27 protein-coding genes and 2 pseudogenes are annotated in these 22,586 nt (G+C 61.7%); 14 read left to right on the forward strand and 15 right to left on the reverse strand.

Annotated elements, in window-relative coordinates; all coding sequences use genetic code 11:
• The first annotated feature begins 75 nt into the window (after positions 1 to 75).
• From ACZ1G0_RS07855 to ACZ1G0_RS07865, 3 genes are read left to right on the forward strand one after another with little or no spacing between them, the layout of a single operon-like run.
• Positions 76 to 963, forward strand: a complete 888-nt coding sequence (locus ACZ1G0_RS07855; RefSeq protein ID WP_472736436.1) for a YicC/YloC family endoribonuclease — start codon at positions 76 to 78, stop codon at positions 961 to 963.
• 1 nt (position 964) lies between these two features.
• On the forward strand, positions 965 to 1,606 hold the full coding sequence (gene gmk / locus ACZ1G0_RS07860; protein ID WP_472737782.1) for a guanylate kinase: 642 nt from the start codon (positions 965 to 967) through the stop codon (positions 1,604 to 1,606).
• Entirely contained in the window at positions 1,603 to 2,121 is a 519-nt protein-coding gene (locus ACZ1G0_RS07865) for a gamma carbonic anhydrase family protein (protein WP_472736437.1), read from the forward strand. Before gmk ends, ACZ1G0_RS07865 begins: the two co-directional genes overlap by 4 nt.
• A gap of 48 nt (positions 2,122 to 2,169) precedes the next feature.
• On the opposite strand, the gene ACZ1G0_RS07870 is transcribed toward ACZ1G0_RS07865, so the two are convergent.
• Complete coding sequence (locus ACZ1G0_RS07870) at positions 2,170 to 2,775, reverse strand: histidine phosphotransferase family protein (RefSeq protein ID WP_472736438.1); 606 nt, start codon at positions 2,773 to 2,775, stop codon at positions 2,170 to 2,172.
• Positions 2,776 to 2,791: 16 nt separating this feature from the next.
• Here ACZ1G0_RS07870 and ACZ1G0_RS07875 point away from each other — a divergent pair, with 16 nt between their 5' ends.
• The 3 genes and pseudogenes from ACZ1G0_RS07875 (at position 2,792) to olsA (ending at position 4,665) form a co-directional block, all read left to right on the forward strand.
• Positions 2,792 to 2,971 (forward strand): DUF3553 domain-containing protein, encoded by a 180-nt coding sequence (locus ACZ1G0_RS07875; protein WP_472736439.1) that lies wholly within the window; start codon positions 2,792 to 2,794, stop codon positions 2,969 to 2,971.
• A gap of 215 nt (positions 2,972 to 3,186) precedes the next feature.
• Positions 3,187 to 3,835: pseudogene (locus ACZ1G0_RS07880) on the forward strand (GNAT family N-acetyltransferase).
• The gene (gene olsA / locus ACZ1G0_RS07885) at positions 3,832 to 4,665 is read left to right on the forward strand and encodes a lyso-ornithine lipid O-acyltransferase (RefSeq protein ID WP_472736440.1); all 834 of its coding nucleotides are present in this window, start codon (positions 3,832 to 3,834) and stop codon (positions 4,663 to 4,665) included. Before ACZ1G0_RS07880 ends, olsA begins: the two are co-directional and overlap by 4 nt.
• Here olsA and ACZ1G0_RS07890 read toward each other — a convergent pair.
• A complete protein-coding gene (locus tag ACZ1G0_RS07890; RefSeq protein ID WP_472736441.1) occupies positions 4,662 to 5,282 on the reverse strand; it encodes a thiamine phosphate synthase in 621 nt (206 codons plus the stop codon). The two genes, olsA and ACZ1G0_RS07890, sit on opposite strands and share 4 nt — an antisense overlap.
• Positions 5,283 to 5,371: 89 nt before the next feature.
• Between ACZ1G0_RS07890 and ACZ1G0_RS07895 the strand changes: the two genes are divergently transcribed.
• The 3 genes from ACZ1G0_RS07895 to ACZ1G0_RS07905 all read left to right on the forward strand — a co-directional run bounded on the left by ACZ1G0_RS07895 (position 5,372) and on the right by ACZ1G0_RS07905 (position 8,786).
• Positions 5,372 to 6,103, forward strand: a complete 732-nt coding sequence (locus ACZ1G0_RS07895; RefSeq protein WP_472736442.1) for an RNA methyltransferase — start codon at positions 5,372 to 5,374, stop codon at positions 6,101 to 6,103.
• An 86-nt stretch (positions 6,104 to 6,189) separates the two neighbouring features.
• A complete protein-coding gene (gene ctaA / locus ACZ1G0_RS07900; RefSeq protein ID WP_472736443.1) occupies positions 6,190 to 7,323 on the forward strand; it encodes a heme A synthase in 1,134 nt (377 codons plus the stop codon).
• Positions 7,320 to 8,786: a carboxypeptidase M32 gene (locus ACZ1G0_RS07905; RefSeq protein WP_472736444.1), complete on the forward strand. Its 1,467-nt coding sequence runs from the start codon at positions 7,320 to 7,322 to the stop codon at positions 8,784 to 8,786. Before ctaA ends, ACZ1G0_RS07905 begins: the two co-directional genes overlap by 4 nt.
• Here ACZ1G0_RS07905 and ACZ1G0_RS07910 read toward each other — a convergent pair.
• The 9 genes and pseudogenes from ACZ1G0_RS07910 to ACZ1G0_RS07950 all read right to left on the reverse strand — a co-directional run bounded on the left by ACZ1G0_RS07910 (position 8,774) and on the right by ACZ1G0_RS07950 (position 16,010).
• Positions 8,774 to 9,703: a phosphoadenosine phosphosulfate reductase gene (locus ACZ1G0_RS07910; protein ID WP_472736445.1), complete on the reverse strand. Its 930-nt coding sequence runs from the start codon at positions 9,701 to 9,703 to the stop codon at positions 8,774 to 8,776. The genes ACZ1G0_RS07905 and ACZ1G0_RS07910 overlap by 13 nt on opposite strands.
• A gap of 134 nt (positions 9,704 to 9,837) precedes the next feature.
• On the reverse strand, positions 9,838 to 10,665 hold the full coding sequence (locus ACZ1G0_RS07915; protein ID WP_472736446.1) for an ATP-binding protein: 828 nt from the start codon (positions 10,663 to 10,665) through the stop codon (positions 9,838 to 9,840).
• A gap of 8 nt (positions 10,666 to 10,673) precedes the next feature.
• On the reverse strand, positions 10,674 to 11,537 hold the full coding sequence (gene tatC / locus ACZ1G0_RS07920) for a twin-arginine translocase subunit TatC (protein WP_472736447.1): 864 nt from the start codon (positions 11,535 to 11,537) through the stop codon (positions 10,674 to 10,676).
• The gene (tatB, locus tag ACZ1G0_RS07925; protein ID WP_472736448.1) at positions 11,534 to 12,004 is read right to left on the reverse strand and encodes a Sec-independent protein translocase protein TatB; all 471 of its coding nucleotides are present in this window, start codon (positions 12,002 to 12,004) and stop codon (positions 11,534 to 11,536) included. The genes tatC and tatB overlap by 4 nt, the downstream gene beginning before the upstream one ends.
• A 6-nt stretch (positions 12,005 to 12,010) precedes the next feature.
• Positions 12,011 to 12,256 carry a twin-arginine translocase TatA/TatE family subunit gene (gene tatA / locus ACZ1G0_RS07930; protein ID WP_472736449.1) on the reverse strand — a complete coding sequence of 82 codons (246 nt, stop codon included), beginning with the start codon at positions 12,254 to 12,256 and terminating at the stop codon, positions 12,011 to 12,013.
• A gap of 131 nt (positions 12,257 to 12,387) precedes the next feature.
• Positions 12,388 to 13,566 carry a peptidoglycan DD-metalloendopeptidase family protein gene (locus tag ACZ1G0_RS07935; RefSeq protein ID WP_472736450.1) on the reverse strand — a complete coding sequence of 393 codons (1,179 nt, stop codon included), beginning with the start codon at positions 13,564 to 13,566 and terminating at the stop codon, positions 12,388 to 12,390.
• A gap of 101 nt (positions 13,567 to 13,667) precedes the next feature.
• Complete coding sequence (locus tag ACZ1G0_RS07940; protein WP_472736451.1) at positions 13,668 to 14,306, reverse strand: protein-L-isoaspartate(D-aspartate) O-methyltransferase; 639 nt, start codon at positions 14,304 to 14,306, stop codon at positions 13,668 to 13,670.
• A 3-nt stretch (positions 14,307 to 14,309) separates the two neighbouring features.
• Positions 14,310 to 15,085 (reverse strand): annotated as a pseudogene (surE, locus tag ACZ1G0_RS07945) (5'/3'-nucleotidase SurE).
• Positions 15,086 to 15,230: 145 nt separating this feature from the next.
• Positions 15,231 to 16,010: an enoyl-CoA hydratase gene (locus ACZ1G0_RS07950; protein ID WP_472736452.1), complete on the reverse strand. Its 780-nt coding sequence runs from the start codon at positions 16,008 to 16,010 to the stop codon at positions 15,231 to 15,233.
• A 56-nt stretch (positions 16,011 to 16,066) separates the two neighbouring features.
• Here ACZ1G0_RS07950 and ACZ1G0_RS07955 point away from each other — a divergent pair, with 56 nt between their 5' ends.
• The 4 genes from ACZ1G0_RS07955 to ACZ1G0_RS07970 all read left to right on the forward strand — a co-directional run bounded on the left by ACZ1G0_RS07955 (position 16,067) and on the right by ACZ1G0_RS07970 (position 19,271).
• Complete coding sequence (locus ACZ1G0_RS07955; protein ID WP_472736453.1) at positions 16,067 to 16,504, forward strand: PaaI family thioesterase; 438 nt, start codon at positions 16,067 to 16,069, stop codon at positions 16,502 to 16,504.
• Positions 16,505 to 16,643: 139 nt separating this feature from the next.
• Positions 16,644 to 17,105 (forward strand): 50S ribosomal protein L13, encoded by a 462-nt coding sequence (gene rplM, locus ACZ1G0_RS07960; RefSeq protein WP_472736454.1) that lies wholly within the window; start codon positions 16,644 to 16,646, stop codon positions 17,103 to 17,105.
• A gap of 2 nt (positions 17,106 to 17,107) precedes the next feature.
• Positions 17,108 to 17,614, forward strand: a complete 507-nt coding sequence (gene rpsI / locus ACZ1G0_RS07965; protein WP_472736455.1) for a 30S ribosomal protein S9 — start codon at positions 17,108 to 17,110, stop codon at positions 17,612 to 17,614.
• Between the two features lie 163 nt (positions 17,615 to 17,777).
• The gene (locus ACZ1G0_RS07970) at positions 17,778 to 19,271 is read left to right on the forward strand and encodes a tyrosine-type recombinase/integrase (RefSeq protein ID WP_472736456.1); all 1,494 of its coding nucleotides are present in this window, start codon (positions 17,778 to 17,780) and stop codon (positions 19,269 to 19,271) included.
• Positions 19,272 to 19,334: 63 nt separating this feature from the next.
• On the opposite strand, the gene ACZ1G0_RS07975 is transcribed toward ACZ1G0_RS07970, so the two are convergent.
• The gene (locus tag ACZ1G0_RS07975; RefSeq protein WP_299691276.1) at positions 19,335 to 19,664 is read right to left on the reverse strand and encodes a helix-turn-helix domain-containing protein; all 330 of its coding nucleotides are present in this window, start codon (positions 19,662 to 19,664) and stop codon (positions 19,335 to 19,337) included.
• A 128-nt stretch (positions 19,665 to 19,792) separates the two neighbouring features.
• Between ACZ1G0_RS07975 and ACZ1G0_RS07980 the strand changes: the two genes are divergently transcribed.
• Positions 19,793 to 20,569 (forward strand): hypothetical protein, encoded by a 777-nt coding sequence (locus tag ACZ1G0_RS07980; protein WP_472736457.1) that lies wholly within the window; start codon positions 19,793 to 19,795, stop codon positions 20,567 to 20,569.
• Between the two features lie 675 nt (positions 20,570 to 21,244).
• Here ACZ1G0_RS07980 and ACZ1G0_RS07985 read toward each other — a convergent pair.
• The 3 genes from ACZ1G0_RS07985 to ACZ1G0_RS07995 form a co-directional block, all read right to left on the reverse strand.
• Positions 21,245 to 21,817, reverse strand: a complete 573-nt coding sequence (locus ACZ1G0_RS07985; protein ID WP_472736458.1) for a tyrosine-type recombinase/integrase — start codon at positions 21,815 to 21,817, stop codon at positions 21,245 to 21,247.
• A gap of 135 nt (positions 21,818 to 21,952) precedes the next feature.
• Positions 21,953 to 22,294 (reverse strand): DUF6626 family protein, encoded by a 342-nt coding sequence (locus ACZ1G0_RS07990; protein WP_472736459.1) that lies wholly within the window; start codon positions 22,292 to 22,294, stop codon positions 21,953 to 21,955.
• An 11-nt stretch (positions 22,295 to 22,305) separates the two neighbouring features.
• On the reverse strand, positions 22,306 to 22,572 hold the full coding sequence (locus ACZ1G0_RS07995) for a hypothetical protein (RefSeq protein WP_472736460.1): 267 nt from the start codon (positions 22,570 to 22,572) through the stop codon (positions 22,306 to 22,308).
• Positions 22,573 to 22,586 lie beyond the last annotated feature (14 nt).

Here is a 22,586-nt window from a genome sequence, read left to right on the forward strand (position 1 = left end):
TTTTGCCCTATTTTGGTCAACATCCTTAACGTCGGCGGGTCCATGGGCTAGCACGGGGCGGACAGGGGGATGCACATGCACTCAATGACAGGGTTCGCGGCCCGAGAGGCGGGGGACGGCAGCGCGCGCCGGGCGTGGGATCTGCGCAGTGTGAATGCGCGCGGGCTGGATGTGCGCCTGCGCCTGCCAGAGGGTGTCCCCACGGGGACAGAGGCCGCCATCCGCAAGGCCATCGGCGCGGCCTGCGTCCGGGGCAACGTCAGCCTGTCCTTGAAGCTCGGCGCGCGGGGCGAGGCAGCGGGGCTGCCCCGGATCAACCCGGACGCCCTGCACATCGCCCTGAGCGCCATGGCTGAGGTGGAGGCAGCAGCGCAGGACGCCCATGTCGCGCTGACGGCGCCCACGGCGGCGGATGTGCTGTCCCTGCGCGGTGTGTTTGAGGTGGGCACAGGCCCCGAGGCGGGCGTGACCTTGGACGCGCTGATGGAGGATCTGGACGCGTTGATCACCGATTTCACGGCCATGCGCGCCGCCGAAGGGGCCGCCCTGCATGCTGTGCTGTCCGACCAAGTCACCCAGATCGCCGACCTGACCGCGCGGGCCACGGCCCTGACCACCGCCCGCGCCGATCACATGGCCCAGACCTACCGCGCCGCCATGGCCCGCCTGCTCGATGACGACCGTCTGGATGCGGATCGGGTGGCCCAGGACATCGCCACCCTTGCGATCAAGGCCGACGTGACCGAAGAGTTGGACCGCCTGCGCGCCCACGTCACCGCCGCCCGCGCCCTGTTGGCCGAGGACGGCCCCGTTGGCCGCAAGCTGGATTTCCTGACACAGGAGTTCAACCGCGAGGCCAACACCCTGTGCGCCAAGGCTCAGTTTAGCGAATTGACCACCCTTGGGCTGGCGCTAAAAGTGGTGATAGATCAGATGCGGGAACAGGTGCAAAATGTCGAATGAAATGCAACGCCGGGGGCTGTTGATCATCCTGTCCTCGCCCTCGGGCGCGGGCAAATCCACCTTGGCCAAACGGTTGATGGCGTGGGACACGACGCTGTCGTTTTCGGTGTCCGCCACCACGCGCGCCCCGCGCCCGGGCGAGGTGGACGGCCGCGAATACTATTTCCGCAGCCGGGCGGAATTCGAGGCGATGATCGAGCAAGGCGAGATGTTGGAACACGCCGAGGTGTTCGAGAACCTCTACGGATCCCCCCGTGCCCCGGTGCAAACCGCGATCGAGGCCGGGCGTGACGTGATCTTTGACATTGACTGGCAGGGCGGGCAGCAGGTGCGCAACTCCACCCTGTCAAAGGATGTGGTGTCGATCTTCATCCTGCCCCCCTCCATCGCGGAGCTGGAACGCCGCCTGCACACCCGTGCCCAAGACAGCGACGAGACCATCGCCAAGCGTATGGCCCAGGCCGAGGCCGAGATCAGCCACTGGGCGGAGTACGACTATGTGCTGGTCAACGACGATCTGGACACAACCTTCGACCGCCTGACCACCATCCTGACCGGAGAGCGGTTGCACCGCGACCGCCAGCCGGGCCTGTCCGGTTTCGTCCGCGACCTGAACGCCGAATTCAAGGAACACACCGCATGATCTATGCCCTTAACGATATCGCCCCGCAGGTTGACCCCACCGCCTGGATCGCGCCCGGGGCCCATGTGATGGGAAAGGTGACGCTAGAGGCCGACAGCTCTGTCTGGTTCGGCTGCACCTTGCGCGGGGACAACGAGCGGATCACCGTGGGACGCGGCAGCAACGTGCAGGAAAACTGCATTCTACACACGGACATGGGCTATCCGCTGGTGATCGGTGCGGATTGCACCATTGGCCACGGCGTGACCCTGCACGGCTGCGAGATTGGCGCGGGCGCCTTGATCGGCATGGGGGCTGTGATCCTGAACGGGGCCAAGATCGGCGCAGGTGCGCTGGTGGGGGCGGGGTCCTTGGTGACTGAAGGCAAGGTGATCCCCGAGGGGTCCATGGTGCTTGGCAGCCCTGCCCGAGCCGTTCGGATGCTGGACGAGGCCACGCGGGCCAACTTGATCAAATCCGCCGAAAGCTACCAAGCCAACGCGCGTCGGTTCCGCGACAGCTTGAAACCCGTCTGACTTGGTTCGGCTATGCGTCCCCGTGGGGACAGCGCCCCCATCCACCGATCAGATCAGCAGGCTCAGGGCGGTGTCCCGGCGCGTCACGGAAATGGGGCGGCGCGCGGCGCGGCTGGCCTCGACCAACAGGCCGAACTGCACCTGACCCCCGGATAGATCGCCGGGATAGCGACCCGAAGCCAGCCCGGACCACAGCGCCTCTTCGATGCGGAACCGATCCGCGCTGGCGTGCAGAACCCAGGCCTCTGCGGATCGGCGCACCTCGATCTGTCCCCCCCACGCCATGGCGGTTTCAAGGCAGGACAGGGCCAGAAAGGCGAGCCGCGTTTCGGACCGGGCCTGCGCCGCCTCTGCCTCCCACGCCACATCTGTGCGGCTGTCCCGGAAATGGCCCGCGATGGTCGCCTGCGCCTCGGCCACGGGGATGGGGCCGTCGCCCGCGCCCGACCCAAAGGCAATGCGGTAGAATTGGACACGCGCGCTGGCGGCCTGCACACTGTTGCGGATCAGCTCGATTTCCTCGCCGCCCGAGGCGCCCGCCAACTCCATCAGCTCCAGGCCATTGCCAATCGCGCCAATTGGGCTAATCAAATCATGACACAGGCGCGACGCCACAAGGGCGGCCAAATCCACGGTGCGGTCTGTTGTTTCCATCGTAAGGGGCCTTTCCATGTCTGATCTCAATGCGTTACTTGAACCGGGGCAGCTGGTTCTGCATCCCGGCCAACCTGATTGGGGCAAGGGCCAAGTGCAATCCAACATCGGCGGGCGCATCACCGTGAACTTTGAACACCAGGGCAAGGTGGTAATCGACGGTCGGTTCGTCGCCCTGGCGCCCCTGTTTGCCTAACACTTGCGCATATAAGGTTAACCAAAGGTTATCACGGGAGCAGGCATTTGTCTGGTTTGATCCTGCGCCAAGGCTCTGCTACGTCCCGCCCAGACGCGAGGGACCCCATGCCGCCCCAGTTTGAAACCCGTTTGGCCCACACAAAGGGCGACCTGATCGCGGCACAGCGCCTGCGGTATCAGGTGTTCGTGCAGGAGTTGGGCGGCACGGGTCCCATGGTCGATCACAAGGCGGAGTTGGAATGTGACCGCTTCGACGCCCATGCAGATCACCTGTTGTTGCTGGATCATGCCCGCGCCGATGATCCCGTTGTCGGCGTCTACCGGGTGCTGCGCGCGGAACAGGCGGCGCGTGCGGGGGTGGTACTCGGCCGAGGAGTTCGATCTGTCGCCGCTGTTGGCCTCGAACCGTCGTCTGTTGGAGCTGGGCCGGTCCTGCCTCCACCCGGACTACCGCGGCGGGGCGGGCATGCTGGTGCTGTGGCAGGCCTTGGCGGAGTATGTGGCGGACCACGGGATCGAGGTGATGTTCGGCGTCGCCTCCTTCCATGGCACGGATGTGGATGCGCTGGCCCCGTCCCTGTCCCTGTTGCACGACCGCCATCTTGCCCCGCCCGCCTTGCGCGTCACGGCTCATGGCGCGACCGCTGTGCCCATGGACAGGCTGCCCCCGGACCAGATCGACCGCGCGGCGGCGATGAAGGCCGTGCCGGCCCTGATCAAGGCATACTTGCGCCTGGGCGGTTTTGTCGGGCAGGGGGCTTGGGTCGATCACGCCTTCAACACCACGGACGTGTGCCTGATCATGGATACGGCCCGCATGAACGCGCGGACCCGCGCCCTGTATACGAAAGACCCGTCATGAGCCACTGGCCCGACATGCCCCCCGAACCCGCGCCGCCCCGGTTTGGTGCGCTGGACTGGGTGCGGATCGTGACGCGCGGAATGGTGCTGGGCACGATCACCTTCGGCTGTCTGGCGCTGCTGCTGGCCCTTCGCGTGATCGAGCGGCCCCTGTGCGGCGCGGCGCGGCCCGTGACACCCTACATCACCCAGTTTGTTTGCCGCAGCGCCTTTGTGGTGCTGGGCATGGGGCGCGAGGTGCGCGGCACGCCCCTGCCGACCCACGGGGCGATCGTGGCCAATCACGGGTCGTGGCTGGACATTTTCACCCTGAACGCCTCGAAACGCATCTACTTCGTGTCCAAGGCAGAGGTGGCGGGCTGGCCCGGCATCGGCTGGCTGGCGCGCGCCACGGGAACGGTGTTCATCGCCCGCAAGAAGGCCGACGCCAAGCGCCAGCAACAGATCTTCGAGGATCGCATCGCCATAGGTCACAAGCTGTTGTTTTTCCCAGAGGGCACCAGCACGGATGCGCGCAGGGTTTTACCATTCAAATCAACGCTTTTCGCGGCGTTCTTCACCCTCGACATGCCCCGCGATCTGATGATCCAGCCCGTCAGCGTCGCCTATCACCCGCCCGCGGGCGCCGACGACCGGTTCTATGGGTGGTGGGGGGATATGGATTTCGGGCCCCACCTGCTCAAGGTGCTGGCGGCCCCGCGTCAGGGGCGCGTGGTGGTGATCTATCATGACCCTATCGCCGTGACGGATGTGGCGGGCCGCAAGGAGATGGCCGCGCGCTGCGAAGCTGTCGTGCGCAATGGGTTGCAGGCTGAGGGGATCGCGCCCTAGTCCAGCGGGGCCAGCAGGGTGTGGAGGGCCGCCACCGCGTCCGGCGTGTTCCAAATCTCTTCACCCACGGCAAAGAAATCGGTTTTGTCCGCCAAAGCCGCCACGGTGGCCACGTCCAAGGCCCCTTGGGCGACGACCGGCACTTCGATCATTTCGGACCACCATTGGAACAGATCCGCAGGCGCTTGGGTGCCAAGGCCCAGATCCGTGGCCCCGGCCGGACCAAAAGCCACGTAATCCGCGTCCTGTTCGGCTGCGGACATGCCGTCATGGCGGCTGTCCGCGCAAAACGCGCCCACGATGGCATCGGCCCCCAGATCGCTGCGCACCTTTCGGACCGAGCGCGCCCCGTCCAGCAGGTGGACACCGTCAAGGCCCAAGGATTCGACCAGACCCACGTGGCTGTCGATCACCAGCGCTAGATCTCGGGCATGGGCCACCTCGCGCAGGGCATCGGCGGCCCGGGCGATCTGGTCTTGATCCGTGGTGGCCAACGCCAGCCGGATGCACGCCACCTCGCGTGCGTCCAGCACTTGGGCCAGACGGGTCGGAAACTCCGCCAGATCAAAGCTGGGCGGGGTCACAAGATAGATTTGCGGCGTTTCAATATCGGACATCCGGGGGGCCTTTCGTTGGGCGTGCGCGTGGTGTAAGCCCAAGGGCGCAAACGTGCAATGGTCGTCAGAGAGGCCGTTAGAGGAAGCGTATGGATCATCCCGCCATCATACTCGTCCGCCCGCAAATGGGCGAAAACATCGGGGCCGCCGCCCGGGCCATGTGGAACTTTGGCCTGCCGCATATGCGGGTCGTGGCCCCCCGGGACGGCTGGCCCAATGAACGGGCCGTGGCGCTGGCCAGTGGGGCGGGTCGGGTTTTGGACGCGGCCATGCTGACCGACACGACTGCGCAGGCGGTGGAGGATTGCACCTTCGTGTTCGCCACGACGGCCCGCCAGCGCGACCTGACCAAGCCCGTCTATTCGCCCGAGGGGGCCATGGCCGAGGCGGCGGAGCGCATCGCGCGCGGGCAAAAGGTTGGCGTGTTGTTCGGGCCGGAGCGGGCCGGGTTGGAAAACGATGACATCGCCCGGGCCAACGCCATTGTATCTGTGCCTGTGAACCCGGATTTCCCCTCTCTCAACCTTGCGCAATGCGTGTTGTTGATGGGGTACGAATGGCGGCGGCAGACAGAGGTTGTGGCCGCCCGCGAGGTCGAGATGGCCGGCACGGACTGGGCCACGCAGGCGGAGCTCGAGGCGCTGCAGAACCGCTATGAGACACAACTGGAGGAAGCCGGCTTCTTCTTTCCCGAGGGCAAGGCCGAGGGCATGAAGCAGCATTTGCGCAACCTATGGTCGCGGATGCCCTTGACCCGCGCCGATGTGCAGACATTTCACGGCATATTGCGCCAGATGGTGTGGTGGAAGACCAAGGGATAGGTTTCGCGCGGGGCGCGATCCGCTGGGGGCTAGCCCCCAGACCCCCCAGGGGTATTTACGACCCAATGAAGACGGGAGAGACGAGCATGGCCGGACGTTCGATTTTTGAAGAGGTGGACAGCGCCGAGAAACCTGCGGCACAGGCCGGGGTCATTGACCGGGCCGCGCGGCGGGGCGGGCGCAAGGCCGTGCGCGCGTGGTTGGCGGTTTTGTTCGGCCTGGTGGTGCTGATGATTGCCGTGGGCGGTCTGACGCGTCTGACGGATTCGGGCCTGTCGATCACGGAATGGGCGCCTGTGTCCGGAGCCATGCCCCCGATGAGTACTGCCGAGTGGGAGGCGGAGTTCGAGCTCTACCGCGCTATCCCTGAGTATCAGCTGCAGAACCAGGGCATGACCATGGCCGAGTTCAAGGTGATCTACTGGTGGGAATGGGGACACCGGCAGTTGGGCCGGGTCATAGGCCTGGTGTGGTTCGTGGGCCTTGTGGGTCTGTTGGTCGCGCGCCAAGTCCCACCCGGCTGGACCCCGCGCCTTGTGGGCATCGGGGCATTGGGCGGACTTCAGGGGGCGATCGGCTGGTGGATGGTCTCTTCTGGGTTGACGGGCACCATGCTGGATGTCGCGTCCTACCGATTGGCCACGCACCTTGGGTTGGCCTTTGTGATCCTGTCCCTGATCGCGTGGTTCATGCTGTCGCTGTCCAGACCGGAGGCGGAGCTGATGGTAGCCCGGCGGAGCGGCGCCGCCCGCTGGCGCAGGTGGGCCACGTTCCTGTTGGGCTTTGGCCTGTTCCAAGTCATCTGGGGCGCGCTGGTGGCGGGCATTGACGCGGGCCTTTGGGTGCGGGACTGGCCCACCATGAACGGCGGCGTCTTCCCCGTGGACATGTGGTATATTGAACCCCTGTGGCGCAACCTGATCGACAATCCCGGAACGGTGCAGTTTTTCCACCGCCTTTGGGGCTATCTGCTGTTTGGTGCGGTCATCGCCGCGTGGTGGTTGGCGCGGCGGTCCGGCAATGCCTCGATCCGGTCAGCATTTGGCCTGTTGATCCCCCTGTGCCTTGTGCAGATGGTTCTGGGCATTGTGACCGTGCTGGAGGGCGTGCCGATCCAATGGGCGATCCTGCACCAGTTCGGTGCGGTGGTGTTGATCGTGGCCATGGTGCGCGCACGGCACCGGGCGATGTACCCGCTGACGCAGTCGGTGCGGACATGAGCGCCCTGTCCGACCTGCGCACCTTCGTGGCCGAGACCGAGGCCTTGGGCCAGGTTGCTGGCCGCTTGGGCTGGGATCAGGAAACCATGATGCCCCGTGGGGCCAGCCCGCAACGCGCGCTGGAAATGGCCGCCATGGAAGGGGTGCTGCACGCGCGCCGCACGGACCCGCGCTTGGGCGAATGGCTGGCCGCAGCCGCGCCCGAGACAGCGCAGGACGCGCGGTTCGTGGACCTTGTCGCCATAAGCTACGCCCGCAACCAGAAGGTGCCTGCGCGCCTTGCGTCGGAACTGGCGCGGGTGACCTCCCTGTCCCAAGGGGAGTGGGCGGCGGCGCGGGCGGCGGAGGATGTGGGCGCGTTCCTGCCCCGTCTGGCCGAAGTGGTCGCCCTGCGCCGCGAGGAGGCGGCGGCGCTGGCATCCGGTGGCGCGCTTTACGATGCGCTTCTTGACGACTACGAACCCGGGGCCAGCAGCGCCGAGATCGCGGCGATCTTTGAGGAGATGCGGCCCGAACTGGTGGCCCTGCGCGCCGCCGTGCTGGATGCGGACCCCGCCCCCCGGGTGACGGGTCATTTCCCTGCCGATGCGCAAATGGCGCTGTCCGCAGACCTCGCCCGGGCCTTTGGCTATGACATGGACCGGGGCCGCATTGATCTGGCGGTGCACCCTTTCTCGAGCGGGTCGGGTCGGGACGTGCGGATCACCACCCGGGTGGACGAAGGCGACCCGTTCAACTGTATCTACTCTACGATCCACGAGGTCGGGCATGCCTGCTACGAACAGAACATCGCCGATGATTTGGCCCTGACCCCCATGGGGCATGGGGTATCCATGGGCGTGCACGAAAGCCAAAGCCGGATCTACGAAAACCAATTGGGCCGGTCCGAAGCGTTCTGCGGCTGGCTGTTTGGTCAAATGCGTGACCGCTTTGGCGATATCGGTGTGGCGTCTGAGCGTGCGTTCTATCGCGCGGTGAACCGGGCGGCCTCTGGCTTTATCCGGACCGAAGCGGACGAGGTGCACTACAACCTGCACATCATGCTGCGCTTTGATCTGGAGCGGGCCTTGATCGCAGGCGACCTGGAGGTAACGGATCTGGAGGGTGCGTGGAACGAGAGGTTCCGCGCGGACTTTGGCGGGACCGTGGACAAGCCGTCCAACGGCGTGTTGCAAGACGTGCACTGGCCCGTGGGTCTGTTCGGATACTTCCCGACCTACAGTCTGGGCAATGTCTACGCCGGGTGCCTGTATGAGGCGCTGTCCCGCGATATGGACGTGGCGGGGCCGTTGTCGCGTGGCGCGGCCCACGAGGTCACGGGATGGCTGTCGGACGAGGTGCAGGCCACCGGCGGGATGTACACACCGACCGAAACGATCACGCGCGCAACGGGCGCGGCTCCTTCGGCGCAGCCCTTGCTGGGCTATCTACGGCGCAAGTTTGGCGACCTTTACGGGGTCTGATCCGCGTCGTCTTTCTTACGCTCCCCCGGGGGCACAAGGCCTTGTTCGCGCAAGGTCTCGTTCGCCCATTTCAGGTGTTTGACGAACATGGGCACTTCGCGGATCGCAGTGACGTAGCCGCAGAGCAGGGACGCAAGGTAGGGGCGGTCCGCATCCGTGACCTTGGACAGCAAAGACCGCAGATAGGGCACGTATCCCCGCCGCTTGCGCCACATCCGCGCCCACAGAAACGGCGTCATCGCACCGTCCTTGGTGGCCATGATGATCTGCGGCAACAGTTTCATCGCTGTCAAATGGGTCAACAACTCTGGCCCGGCGTGGGGCGCGCGCAACTGTAGGACATGATCACCGTGGTACATGCTGGCGTGCATGGCATCAAAGCGGATCGTCGGGTCACAGATGACAGTGACGTGCGCCGCCCCTTGGACCATATCGGGGCCATAGCTAAAGCGGGGCCCCCACGACAGGCGGCGGTTGCGGCGCTGGCGGGTTTCCCATGGGACCTTATCTGGATCAAGGCTGGCGTAAGGACGCAACAGAACCACATGGGCTCCGGGGTGAGCCACGGAAAACACCGCCGCCCCATAGGCGCCAATTCCGGAGCCTACAAAGACGACGTCCTCAAAATCATCGAAAAAGCCATCATCGACCAGAGAGTCGATGAAATCATGCACTTCCGCGCTGCGGAACCATGTGGGTCCCGTGGCGCGCAGCATCAACAAGGACGCATCCATCCCCTCGGCGAGTTGCGCGCTCCAAAGGGTTTTGTCGGTCTCGCAGGCCACGATCAGAAGATCGCCGCGCGTGATATGCAGCGCCTCGTGCCGGGGGTCGAGGCGTTCGGCAAAGCCGTCCTTTTCAGCCTGTGCGCGGATCGCAAGGAGGCGTTGTGCGGCATCTTCGTTTTGATCGGCCATAGTGTCCCTCACTGGCTGTTTGACCAAGGTTTACGCAGAAAATACGGCATAAAAAGGGACAGATTGGGCAAAAGCCGTGGGTTTTCGCAGGATTGTTTCGATTTCCGGCGGCTGCACCGCGGAATCTGCGATCCTTAAACGCGCACGCCGTGACGCCCCGCAAGGTCCGTAAAGAACTGCCATGCCACCCGACCAGATCGGGAGCCGCGCGTGGCCTGCCACTCGATCGCCTCTGCCCGCAGGGTGTCGGCGGGTACATGCAGCCCGTAGGCCGCGCAATAGCCGTCAATCATCGCGAGGAAATCGTCTTGGTTGCAGGCATGGAACCCCAGCCACAGGCCAAAGCGATCGGACAGGGACACTTTTTCCTCGACCGCTTCACCCGGGTTGATCGCGCTGGACCGCTCGTTCTCGATCATGTCGCGCGGCATCAGGTGGCGACGGTTGGAGGTGGCATAGAACAGGACGTTGTCGGGCCGCCCCTCGATCCCGCCATCCAGAACCGCCTTGAGAGATTTGTAATGCTGGTCGTCGTGGCTGAAGCTGAGGTCATCGCAATAGAGGATAAAACGCGTGTCAGGCGCAGCGCGCAGCAGGTGCAACAGCCGACCGACAGAGGGCAGGTCTTCGCGTTGCAGTTCCACCAGTTTCAGGGGCAAGCCTGTGTCGGTCAGGTGGCCGTGGACGGCCTTGACGAGGCTGGATTTGCCCATGCCCCGCGCGCCCCACAGCAGGGCATTGTTCGCAGGCAGTCCTTCGGCAAAGCGTTGGGTGTTGGACAGTAACGTGTCCCGGGCGCGCTCGATCCCCACCAGCAGGTCCAAGGCAATGCGGTTGACCTGTGGAACCGGGGCAAGCCGGTCCGGGTCACTGTGCCAAAGGAAGGCGTCCGCGTTCGCAAAATCGGGTGCGGGGGCAGGGGCCGGGGCCATACGTTCCAACGCCTCGGCGATCCGGATCATGGGGTCGCTCAATACTCTTCATCCTCGTCCAGGATGCCCTCGGCGCGCAGCTGTTCGATGCGTTTCTTCTCCACATGGGCGACAAGGAAGATCGACACTTCGTAAAGGCCGTACACCACCACGAACAGGATCAACTGGGTGGTCACGTCCGGGGGCGTCACAAGGGCGGCGACCGTCAGGATGCCGACCACCGCGTACTTGCGCGTGTTGCGCAGGCCATCGGCGCTGGCCAGACCCGCCTTGCCCATCAGGGTCAGCAGCACGGGCAGCTGGAAACACAGACCAAAGGCGACGATCATCTTGAGCGTGATGTCGAGGCTTTCGTTCACCTTGCCGTTGAACACGATATCAATGCCACTTTCGCGCACGGCGCCGCCCACGTCGCCCGCAGCCATGAAGCCCGCGAAGAAGCTGGGCAGGTCCGAAAAGCCAAGGAAAAACCGCATGGCCAGCGGCACCACCACATAATGGGCAAAGGCGGCCCCTGCCAGGAACAAGGCAGGCGAGGCAATCAGGAACGGCAGAAAGGCACTTTTTTCGTTTTTGTAGAGGCCCGGGGCGACAAAGCGCCAAAGCTGCGTGGCGATCACAGGGAAAGAGATCATCAGACCGCCCACCATGGAAATCCGCACCAACGTAAAGAAATACTCCTGCGGCGCGGTGTATTGCATCACAGGGTTCGGGTTGCCCAAGGCGCGCATGGTGTTTTCAATCGGCACCAGCAGGAAATCAAGGATCAGGCTGCCAAAGCTGAAACAGATCACCATACCGACGAAGAACGCCAACACGGACCGGATCAGCCGCGTGCGCAGCTCTGCCAGATGTTCAATCAGGGGGGCGGCGCTGTCGTCGATGTTGTCTTCGGCGCTCATGCTTTGGGATCCGGTTCAGAGGTCGCGGTGTCTTTGGCCATGGCCTGTTCCAGTTCTTCGGCCTTTTTCAACGCCTCTTCGGCCTCGCGCGCCTTGCGTTCGGCGGCCATGCGGGCGGACTTCGCCTCGATCTTGGCCTTGGCGGCTTGGCGCTCTGCGGACAGGCGGCCCGTGTGGCTGTTTGGATCGACCTCGGCTGTTTTGGCGGCATCCTCTGCGGCCTCTTTGACACTGTCGAACGCGCTGCCCATGGGGTTTGTAGCCTTGCGCAGATCGCCTGCGATGTCACGCACGCCGGATCCGTCCGCCGCCTCGTTCATGGCGGAGGTGAACTCCCGCGCCATGCCGCGCAGCTTGGCGACGAACTTGCCTGCATTGCGGAACATCACGGGCAGGTCTTTGGGGCCGACAACGATCAAGGCAACGATGCCAATGACCAGCAGCTCGGTCATGCCGAGATCGAACATGGGCGCTTAGGCCTTGTCTTTGTCGGTGGTCTCGGGGGTGACGTCGCGCGCCGCCTCGGAGGCGTCGGCCTTGTCAGCCTCCAGCTCGTCCGTGCCTTCCTTAATGCCCTTTTTGAACGATGTGATGCCCTTGCCCACTTCGCCCATCAGAGAGGAGATTTTGCCACGGCCAAACAGGACCAGCACCACAACGGCGATGATGATCAGGCCCGGCGCGCCGATGTTGTTGATGAAAAGCGGGGTTGTAAGCATGGTAGGCTCCCTAAACGTGGCCGGGTTTGCACCCGGTGCTATCTATGTTGCTGCACAATCTAAGCGCGGCAGGGGCGAGATTAAAGCGCGAAAGTGACGTCAGTGCGGTTTCAGCCTGTCTGCGCGCATCTTTATTTCAGGAACGGCGCGGGATCGACGGGTTCAAACCCTTTGAGGATGGTAAAGCGCAGGCCGGTGTTGGTGCGCTCGCCCACCCGGGCCAGAGTTTGTCCGGCGCGCACCCTGTCGCCCTTTTCCACCCGCAGCCCCGTGATGTTGGCGTAGGCGGATTTCATGTCGCCGTCATGGGCGATGACGATCACGGGCTGCTGTTCGGTGTCGCGGGTGATCAGGATCACCTCGCCGCTGGCCGCTGCGCGCACAGCCGTGCCGGGGGCCACGGCGATATCCACGCCCTGTTTGCGCGCGGAATAGGCCCCGATGGTGCCGCCCGAAACGGGGTTCTGGAAATCAGGGGCCCCCGTGGTCGTGCGTGCGGGCGGGGCAACGGGCGCGGCAGGCGTGTCGGTGCGGAACTGATCGAGGTTCGGGCTTTCGGGCAGCGTTACCTGTTCTATGGGTTCGGGCAGCGCGGCAGAAGCGGAGGGCGGCTGCGGGGTCGGTGTCCCGGCACCGGGGCTGACCACGTCCGGCGACACCGGCGCCAGCGTCTCGTTTTGCAGCACAAGGGGGATGATCAGGTACTGGCCCTCGCGCACGGACAGGTTGCTGTCCAGGCTGTTCCATTCCGCCAGAGACCGGGGCGAGACACTGTAGAGGCGCGCGATGGAAAACGCCGTTTCCCCGCGCGACACGCGGTGGCGGATCGGCTCCGGCCCCGATTGGACGTCCAGCGCGGTGGTGGTGATCGGCGCATCGGGGGCGGCGCGGTCGATCGCGGCCCCGGCGATGGCGGCGATATCGCGTCCGCCGGCGGAGGGGGTTGCCGCGTCCGGGTTCACACGTTCCGGCATGACCAACAGCTCGCCCGGGCGCAGAATGTCATCCACACCGCGCCCGTTGTGTCGGGCAAGGGCGGCGGGCGTCACGCCCACGCGGGTGGCCACATCGGCCACGGTGTCGCCGCGCCGGGCCACGGCAATCTGGTAGCCGGGGTAGGTGATCAACCCGTTGGCGTCCGCGTCGGGGCGATCTTGCGTGGCCGTGCGCGCAGCCCCGGAGGTGTCCAGAGCCCCCGGCGCGTTTCCGCGCAAGTCGAGGTCAAGGTCGCCAAAGTCTATCGGGGTGCAGGCGGCGGTGGCCAAGCCGGTTGCCAAAATCAATGCGCGAAACGGACGGTACTGTGTCACCTGTAAGATCCTCTGCCCAAGGGGCCTTTGGTTACCAGCCCCCGTAGGATCAGGGGTCTTTTGCGCGCTGTGAACAGGGTCTTGCGCGTATTTATAGACGGTTAATCTCCCGAAAGCCCTTCGACAAGGGGGACGAAGCGGACGGGCATCAACTCTTCATACTCGAACCCCGTGGCGGTGCGGGTGACCTTGATCAGGGTTTGCACCGTGTCCGACAGGCCCACAGGCAGCACCATGATACCGCCCTCGCGCAGTTGCGCCAAGAGGGGGCCGGGCGGATCCTCGGCGGCGGCGGTCACAAGGATGCGGTCGAAAGGCGCCTGGTCGGGCAGGCCAAAACAGCCGTCGGCAGTGATGACCGTCACATTGTGCAGGCCCAGCCGTTCCATCACCTTGTTGGCGGGGCGCGTCAGGCTGCGGTGCCGGTCAACCGTGTAGACCCTCCGTGCCAGATGGGACAGCACCGCCGCCTGATAACCGGACCCGGTGCCGACCTCGAGGACTTTGTCCCTTGGGCTAACCTGCAGGGCCTGGGTCATGCGCGCCACGATGGAGGGTTGGCTGATGGTTTGCCCGCTGGCGATGGGCAGGGGCACATCCTCGTAGGCGCGGGCGGCGAAGTGGCCGGTCAGGAAATCCGCGCGGTCGACCTTTTCGATCGCCTCCAGAACGCGTTTGTCCGTGATCCCGCGAGAGCGGAGATGGAACAGGAACTGCATGATCTGGTCCGGGGTCGCCATGGGTCAGTCGAGCGTCAGGGCAGCCAGCGCCGCATGGTCCGTCAGATCCGCGCGCATGGGCGTGACCGAGATATAGCCGTCAAGGTTCGCGGTGCCGTCCGTGCCGGGGCCCGAGGGCACATCCTGCGCCGAGCCGCCGACCCAGACGAACCGGCGCCCGTTGGGGGCGTTGTGCCGTTCCGCCCGAAAACGCCCGTTGCCACGATAGCCCTGCGCCACGGCCCTTGCGCCTTTGACGGCGGCCGCAGGGACGGGGGAAAGTTGATGTTGTAGAACAACTGGTATGTGTCGCCGCCCCACTGGTCCGCGTCCAGCAGGCGCTGGATCAGGGCCGCCCCGTGGGTGCGCGCCGCCTCGAACGTATCGTCTAGGTTTTTGTTGCCGGGGCCGTAGTATTGCGACAGGGCAAGGGCTGGGATGCCTTGCAGCGCCCCTTCCATGGCCGCGCCTATGGTGCCGGAATACAGCGTGTTCTCGGCGGAATTGTTGCCCTTGTTGACCCCGGACAGGATCAGGTCCGGGCGGTCCGGCATGATGTCATGCACCGCTGCCAGCACACAGTCGGCCGGCGACCCTTCGGCGGCAAAGCTGCGCGGTCCGGTCTGCGCGATCATCGTGGGGTGGACGTAGTTGATGCAGTGCCCCACGCCCGATTGCTCGAATGCGGGGGCCACGGTCCATACCTCGCCCGTGGGTCCGGCAACAGTCTCGGCGATCTGCGCCATCACCTCTAGGCCCGGTGCGGTGATGCCGTCGTCGTTTGTGATCAATATGCGCATGGTTTGCCCCCTTTGTTCCCGATAAGCCATGCGAGCGCGGGTTTCCAGCGTGGTTTTGCGCCTGCTTGCGCAGCCGCCCCGTTGGGGGAGGCGCTGCCTCCCCCAAACCCCCTCCGGGGTATTTGTAACCCAATGAAGGGCTAGATCAGTCCCAACTGGGCCTGCGCTTTTCGATAAAGGCCTGCATGCCTTCGGCGGTGTCGGGGTGGGCGAGGTTTTCGACCATGGCGGCCCGGGTGTGGGCGTAAGCAGCATCAAGGGGCATTTCCAGTTGCGCGTAGAACGCACCTTTGCCGATCTTGACCGCCGCGCCCAGTTTGCTGGCGACTTTCTCGGCCAGGGCCTGCGTGTCCCGGGCCAGTGTATCAGGTTCGGTGACGCGGTTGATCAGGCCCAGGTCTGCGGCGCGGGCGGCGGGGATGAAATCGCCCGTGGTCAGCATCTCGAACGCCTGTTTGCGGGGGATGTTGCGCGACAGCGCCACCATGGGGGTGGAGCAGAAGAGGCCGATGTTCACACCGTTCACGCCAAACCGCGTCTCTGTATCTGCCAGAGCCATGTCGCAGGCCGCCACCAACTGGCATCCGGCGGCGGTGGCCAGACCGTGGACTTGGGCGATGACGGGTTGGGGCAGGGTGCGGATGGTTTTCATCATCGCGGCGCAGCGGTCAAACAGATCGGCAAAGCGTGCCTCAGGCTGGGGATCCTGGCGCATGGCCTGCATCTGTCGCAGGTTGTGGCCGGCGCAAAAGACCTTGCCCGCTCCCTTGATGACAACTGCCTTGATCGTGGGGTCTTGGCCGACGCTGTCCAACGTGGATTGCAGGGCTCCCAACATCTCGTCGCTGAGACTGTTCAGCGTGCCGGGGTCGTTCAGGGTCAGGGTGGCCACGCCGCCCTCGTCTTCGCGCAACAGAATGTCCATCTTGTGCCTTCCTCCGTTTCGCAACAGGGTAGGGACATAGAGGCCGGGAGGAAAGCATGACCTTGAAAATGAACGCCGCCGATTTGCAGACCTTTCTGGCGCGGGACTTTCCGCAGGTCGTGGATGATTTCGAATTCGTCGAGGTGGCGGACAGCCACGTGACCATGGCCCTGTCGGCCTCGGACAAGCATTTGCGGCCGGGGGGCACCGTGTCGGGGCCGTCCATGTTCGGGCTGGCGGATGTCTGCGCCTATTTCTGCATCCTCAGCCAGCTTGGGCCGGTGGCGCTGGCGGTGACAACGAATTGCAGCATTGATTTCATGCGCAAGCCTGCGCCCGGGCGCGTGCTGTGCCGGATGGAGCTGTTGAAGCTGGGTCGCAGCCTTGCCGTGACCGAAGGGCGCTTGTGGTCCGAAACAGCGCCCGGCAAATGGGTCGCGCGGGCCAGCCTGACCTATTCCATCCCGCCAAATACACCAAACGAGATGGGGTAAAATAATACCCATTCTCTTGTGCATTGTTTTTGCAGCGTTTTTGCAAAGTCTGGACGCTTGACGCTGTGGCACCAGCCTGTAAAAGCACGCTATCCATGCGCGGGGAATGCCCGCGCTTTCTTTTGACCAGGGTAGTTTAATGAAAACGTACACCATGACCCCCGGTGATATCGACAAGAAATGGATCCTGATCGACGCCGAGGGCGTTGTTCTGGGTCGTCTCGCCTCGATCATCGCCATGCGCCTGCGCGGCAAGCACAAGGCAGCTTTCACACCGCACATGGATATGGGCGACAACGTGATTGTCATCAACGCGGATAAAATCCAGTTGACCGGCAAAAAGCGCGACAAGGAAAACTACTGGCACACGGGCTATCCGGGTGGGATCAAATCCCGCACCACCGGTCAGATCCTGGAAGGCAAGTACCCCGAGCGTGTCGTGACCCAAGCGGTCAAGCGCATGCTGCCCGGTGGTCCTCTGTCGCGTCAGCAAATGACCAACCTGCGCGTTTACGCGGGCGCCGAGCACAAGCACGAAGCGCAAAACCCCGAAGTTCTGGATGTCAAATCCATGAACAAGAAAAACACCCGGAGCGCATAATCATGTCTGATCAAGTGAACTCGCTCGAAGAGCTGAACACAATCGCCGAAGGCGGTGCATCGGATAGCGATCTGCAAGCACTGGCCATGTCCTCCGAACCGCGCGAGCCCGTCCGGGACGAGCTGGGCCGGTCCTACGCCACCGGCAAACGGAAAGACGCTGTGGCCCGTGTCTGGATCAAGCCCGGCTCCGGCAAGGTTGTGGTCAACGGTCGCGACATCAACACCTACTTTGCGCGCCCCGTGCTGCAGATGATCCTTAAGCAACCCTTCGAGATCACTGACCGCGAAGGTCAGTTTGACGTGATGGCCACGGTCAAGGGCGGCGGTCTGTCTGGTCAGGCCGGTGCAGTCAAGCACGGCATCTCCAAGGCGCTGCAACTGTACGAACCCGGCCTGCGCGGCGCGCTCAAGGCCGCAGGCTTCCTGACCCGCGACAGCCGCGTTGTGGAGCGCAAGAAATACGGTAAGCGCAAGGCGCGTCGTAGCTTCCAGTTCTCCAAGCGCTAACGCCGAACGTCGAGAAAATACAACAAAAACAAACGCCTGCTTGCAAAAGCGGGCGTCTTTTATTGGTAGCATATCGTTAGCAGAATATTGATTTCGTTGACGTTTAAGGTTAGCGATTTTAGCATAATCGCAGCAGTTAAAGCATCTTTTTGGCAGGCAGCGGTTGGCGTTTTACGAAAATAGGCATGAGCATTACAACGGCGCACTTGTGCTGTTTCAGCGCGACCTGTCCGTAGCCGTGCCCAACTCAAAAACGCATCGTCAGCCAAACTGGTATATGCGGCTAAAGATTGCAGGTCACAAAGGCTACATCACGCGCAGCACAAAGCTGGCAAAGTATGAAGAAGCGTTTGTGTTTGCGCAGAGCGAATACTTGCGTTTGCAAGGGGCGGCACGACTTGGGCATAGCTTGGACGAATATACGTTTGAGCAGCACTGGAACGATTGGTACGCGCGGAACTTGCGCAATGGCACGTGGAAAGAAGAACGCGCGCTTTGGCACAAGCGTTACTTCAATCGCTATTTCAAAGAATACTTCTCGCACGCTGACAGCACGTCCATGCTGCTCAATGACATCACGCCCCAACATGCGCAGGGATATTGGGATTGGCGCAAAGCTTATTGGCTGACAGACAAGGGCGCAAAACTGCGCGACTACAACCCAAAACGACGTGGCAGCAAGACGCAGGGGACAGCTAACGCAAAAGATGTGCCAGCCGTCAAAACGCTGCTGATGGAGCAAAGCGCATTAAATCAGATCTTCTACGATGCTTTTGAGAAGGGGCGAACGCAGCAGGTATTTAAGATGCGCGTTGCAGAGCGCGGACAAACGCCAAACAGACGTGCGGGCTTTGACACAGGCAAAGAGTATTTGGTTTTGGTGCGTAATCTGCGCAGCTACAGGGATTGCGTGGGGCGTTTTGCGAGCACGGGATTGAATGCTTGGCACAAGCTGCAACGTGCGCAGCTTTCCTATTTCGTCATGTTCATGCTGCACAGCGGTGTGCGTGTTGGTGAAGCGCGCGAAATGAAGTGGAGCGACGTTAAGCTGGACGAAGTGGTTGAAGACGAGGAAGAACGCATTGCGGAAGTGCGCGTCAGCAAGGCTACGAAAAAGGGACAAGCGCGCTTTGTGCAGACACAGCCAAGCGCAAACAAGGCACTCAAAGAGTGGTTTGAACGCACGCCGTACAAAGAACGCAGCGATTGGGTTTGGTTTGGGCAGAAACGCGACGCAGACGGCAAGGCTAAGCAGATTGGCGATCTCAACAAAAGCTTTCAGCAGTATCTAGCAGCAATCGAGTTTGACGGCAGGCAAGACGGATTGCTTTTTGACAGGGATGGCGACAAGCGAAGCTTGTACAGCTTGCGGCACACATACGCGACGCTGCGTTTGGAAAAGGGCGACGTGAGCGTTTACGACTTAGCGATAAACATGGGCTGCAAGGTCAAGCAGATCGAAACGCATTACAGCCATGTCGTCTCAAAGCAGCGCAGGCAGCAGATCACGCGCACAAAGCGAAAGAGGAAGCTGGATGCGGACGCTGTGGCGGTGCAGGGCGTAGATGCGTTTACAGCGGAAGCTTTGCGGCGCTACAGAGCAGGCGAGTTGAGCGAGGACGTGTTCTTGGCGCTGTTGAAAAGCGGGGATAGTTAAAACTTTTAACTTGCTGATCAAATGGCGGAAGATGCAGGCATTTAGGGGCAACAGCTAACGCGCTCAACGCCGCGCCACCACTTTCGCCAAATCTGCAATCAGCGCCAGTTTGTCGTCATCAACTTCCAGCGTTGTCGCGCTTAGCTCGCTGATAAGTCGGCTGCGAAGCTTTGAGGTGTTGTTGGGTTCGTAGTCGAAAAAGAACTTGAGTTCGACATCGAGCGCGGTGGCGATGTCGCTAAGCGTGTTGAAGTTCGGCGCTGTTTTGCCGCGCTCCAAGTTCGACACCGTCTCAAAGCTCATGTCGATAGCTTCAGCCAGTGCTGCTTGTGTCATGCCACGCATCTTGCGCGCTGCTTTCACGCGCGATCCAATTTCCTGCTTCAAATCCATAGTCATACACGGCTTGTAAATCGAAACTTTGGACTTGAGATCGAAGCAGGATGACCGTTTATTCAGCAAAACGTATTCTTGAGCCGTGTAGGGGTGATCTTCGGCTGTCGAACTTGAGGTGGATTGCGATGAAGAGTTTGTTGAACCGTGGAGTGTGCCTGACTTTGGGGATTGCCACAGGCATAGGCGTGTCCCCAGCAACCGCACAAAACGCTAACGAAGACCTAGTGTACTGCATGCCCTTTGAGGCGCAGGTTTTTGACACGCAACTAGTCTTACTTAGGTCACTAAATGCCGTAGAAGTCGCGGAGCTTGACCAAATTGGCGTTACAAGAGATGAGTTCGAGGCTGCACGACAAAGTCGCTCGATCCAACAAATTTACAGCACCAGCAACCATCAGTTTTCGATTTATTTCTCTGAGCTACGCGATGACGTTTTTGGCGTAAGTTCGTTCTTTTTGGCTCAAAATCAGTTTATGGTTCAAAACTTGATCTGCGAAGACGTTGCAGCTTCTATCCAACCAGAAGCAGAAGGGCAGCCACAGGAGCGTCCGACATTCACAGCGCGAGACCTCATGGAGCGGCATGCAGAAAGGATTTTAGCAGGCAACATTGATGAACGCGCGCTTGCTTCCTTTTTTCCAACAGACGTTGCCCCACTAGTACCTATGGTGTTGGAGAACGCGAGACGAGATGGTGTGACTGTGGAGTCGATTTCTGGTTGCTTGCGCAGGACGAACACCGCCAATTCATCACATGACGATTTTGCACAGGCAATGTTCGAAGCAGGTTATGGAGAAGGAAGCCTTGGCGAAAGCGAAGTCCAGTCTCTTAGAACCGAATATGATTATGACGGCTTAATGTTGATGGGTATGGTGAATGCCATGAACTGCATTGTTCCCTAAGGCTCTTCGTCGTTCTGCTCTCATGCTTCTTTAAGTCTTAGTTTGCGTCTCTGCTTCGCAGTTCCACAAGCGCCATGCGTTGCTTTTCATCTTTGCTTCGCAAAGCTTCAAAGTCACTTTGGCGCGTTATCTTTGCCAGAGAATGTCATTCGAATATGGATTACGATTGTTTGGCTTTACCTAGAGCAAATAGATCAAGCCTTATTTTGGGCTTGATCTAAAGGCGTGGGCGTTACCTGTCGCTGTTTTTGGCTACGCTCCCCAAACCATAAAGGAAGAGCAGGTTTTCCTATCATCTCTATTACTGGGACATCATACGCACATGGTAGGCTGGCGTAGCAAGGCTTGTTCCACCACGTTGACGGGTACCGCACAGCGGCTTGTCATCCGTCTCACTCAATTCACGCATCTCTGCGTTACGACCATTCCGACAACAGTAAGCACAGTTCTGCAATGGCAGCGTGCTTTGGGCATCCTGCGCGCGATGGCAGGGTAGACTATTGAAGCGCATAACTGACGAATGCGTTTGCTTACCGTCTCACATCAGAACGGGTTTGCGGCACAATGATAACTGGCGTGCTAACCGTAGGGTCAGTTTGTCGTGCAGCCTTAGCTGTCTAATGTATTTAGCAGCGGGCGGCGAACATGCTGTCAAACGGCGGATTTTTCGCTTTTTTAGATCAACTCAATCGCGTTGCGCATCTTGTTCTCGTTCAGTTCGATGTAGCGCATCGTTGTGTTGAGGTGCTTGTGACGTGCGAGTGCCTGTATGACCCGCGCGTTGATGCCCTTGTCAGCCAGTTCTGTCAAAAACTGACGACGCCCGCTGTGCGAGCTTGCGCCTTTGACGCCTGCCAGCTTGTAAAAGCGTGCAAACAGGTTGACGATTGTCTGTGCGCTGAACCCGCCGCCCTTTGCGCTAAAGAAAAGCGAAGCATCTTGCTTTGCGATGTGGCGGGGGTGCTGCGCGGCGTATGCTGCCAGTGCCTTTGCCAATCGCTTGCTGACCAGCACCGTCGCGCTGTCGTCGCCTTTTGTCTGTGTTGCTGCCAAGTAGATCGTGTCGCGCACTTTGCCGCTGTCTTCAAACACGTCGCCCACTCGTAGCCCTGCGATCTCGCACGCGCGCAGCCCCGCAAAGAAGCTGAGCGCGAAGATAGCGTGGTTGCGGATGGGATAGCGATGGGCGTTGATGACTGCGGACACGCGCTTGCGTTCTGCGTCGGTTAAGAGCTTCGCTTGTTTCATGCATCACCTCGAAATGTGTGGTTCCGTTGTAATCCATTGTAAAGTCTAACAATTTAGCGGGCGACCGATTTTGGCGCAGTGCCTAAGCCGTTGAAATCGAACAGGCTTTGGCTGAAATGTTAGCTTCTACTACTTCTATAACATTTTGCGCGGTGGTGCTGCGTCCAGGGCGACTTCTGTGATGCGATGTTGCTCAGCCAGAAAAGCTTTGAGCGCAGTATTCACTTCGTCCAGCCCGCGTATCTCTGCTTCCAGCAATCCGCCCATGCGCCTGTTGCTCAATCTCAGTGTGGCAAGCTTTAGCTGGACACTGCGCATACAGTCGATTGCGGCTGTCACGCTGAAATCGCGTCCGCTGTGCTTGCGCTCGCCAAACCAGCTTTTGCTCTTGCCGCACCAGATAGTGCTGAACTCTTCGCCGTTCTGTACGAGATCATGCTCGACCAGTCGTTCATATACCTGTTCTACCAATGTCATGTGCTGCTCCTTCATAGTCCGCTGTACTTTGGCTTGCGGGGTTTGCTGGGTTCAGCGACACGCACGGGCTTTACGGGTGGCTTTGGGTCAAGCTCTGTTTCGCGTCGTTTTGCTTTTCGCCGCTGTGCCGCCGCGTCTGTTTCGTGCACCAACTGCCGCAAGTCGTCCACGCACTGGGCTGTTGCAGTCAGCAGCGCTTGTGTTGTGGCAAGCTTCTGCGCGCGGGTCTGGTCTGCAAAGCCCCTGCGCAGCGCGTTGATCGTTTTTGTCGTGTTCATCCGTTGCTCCCTTT

The sequence above is a fragment of the Thalassobacter sp. HA4-2 genome (assembly GCF_055693705.1).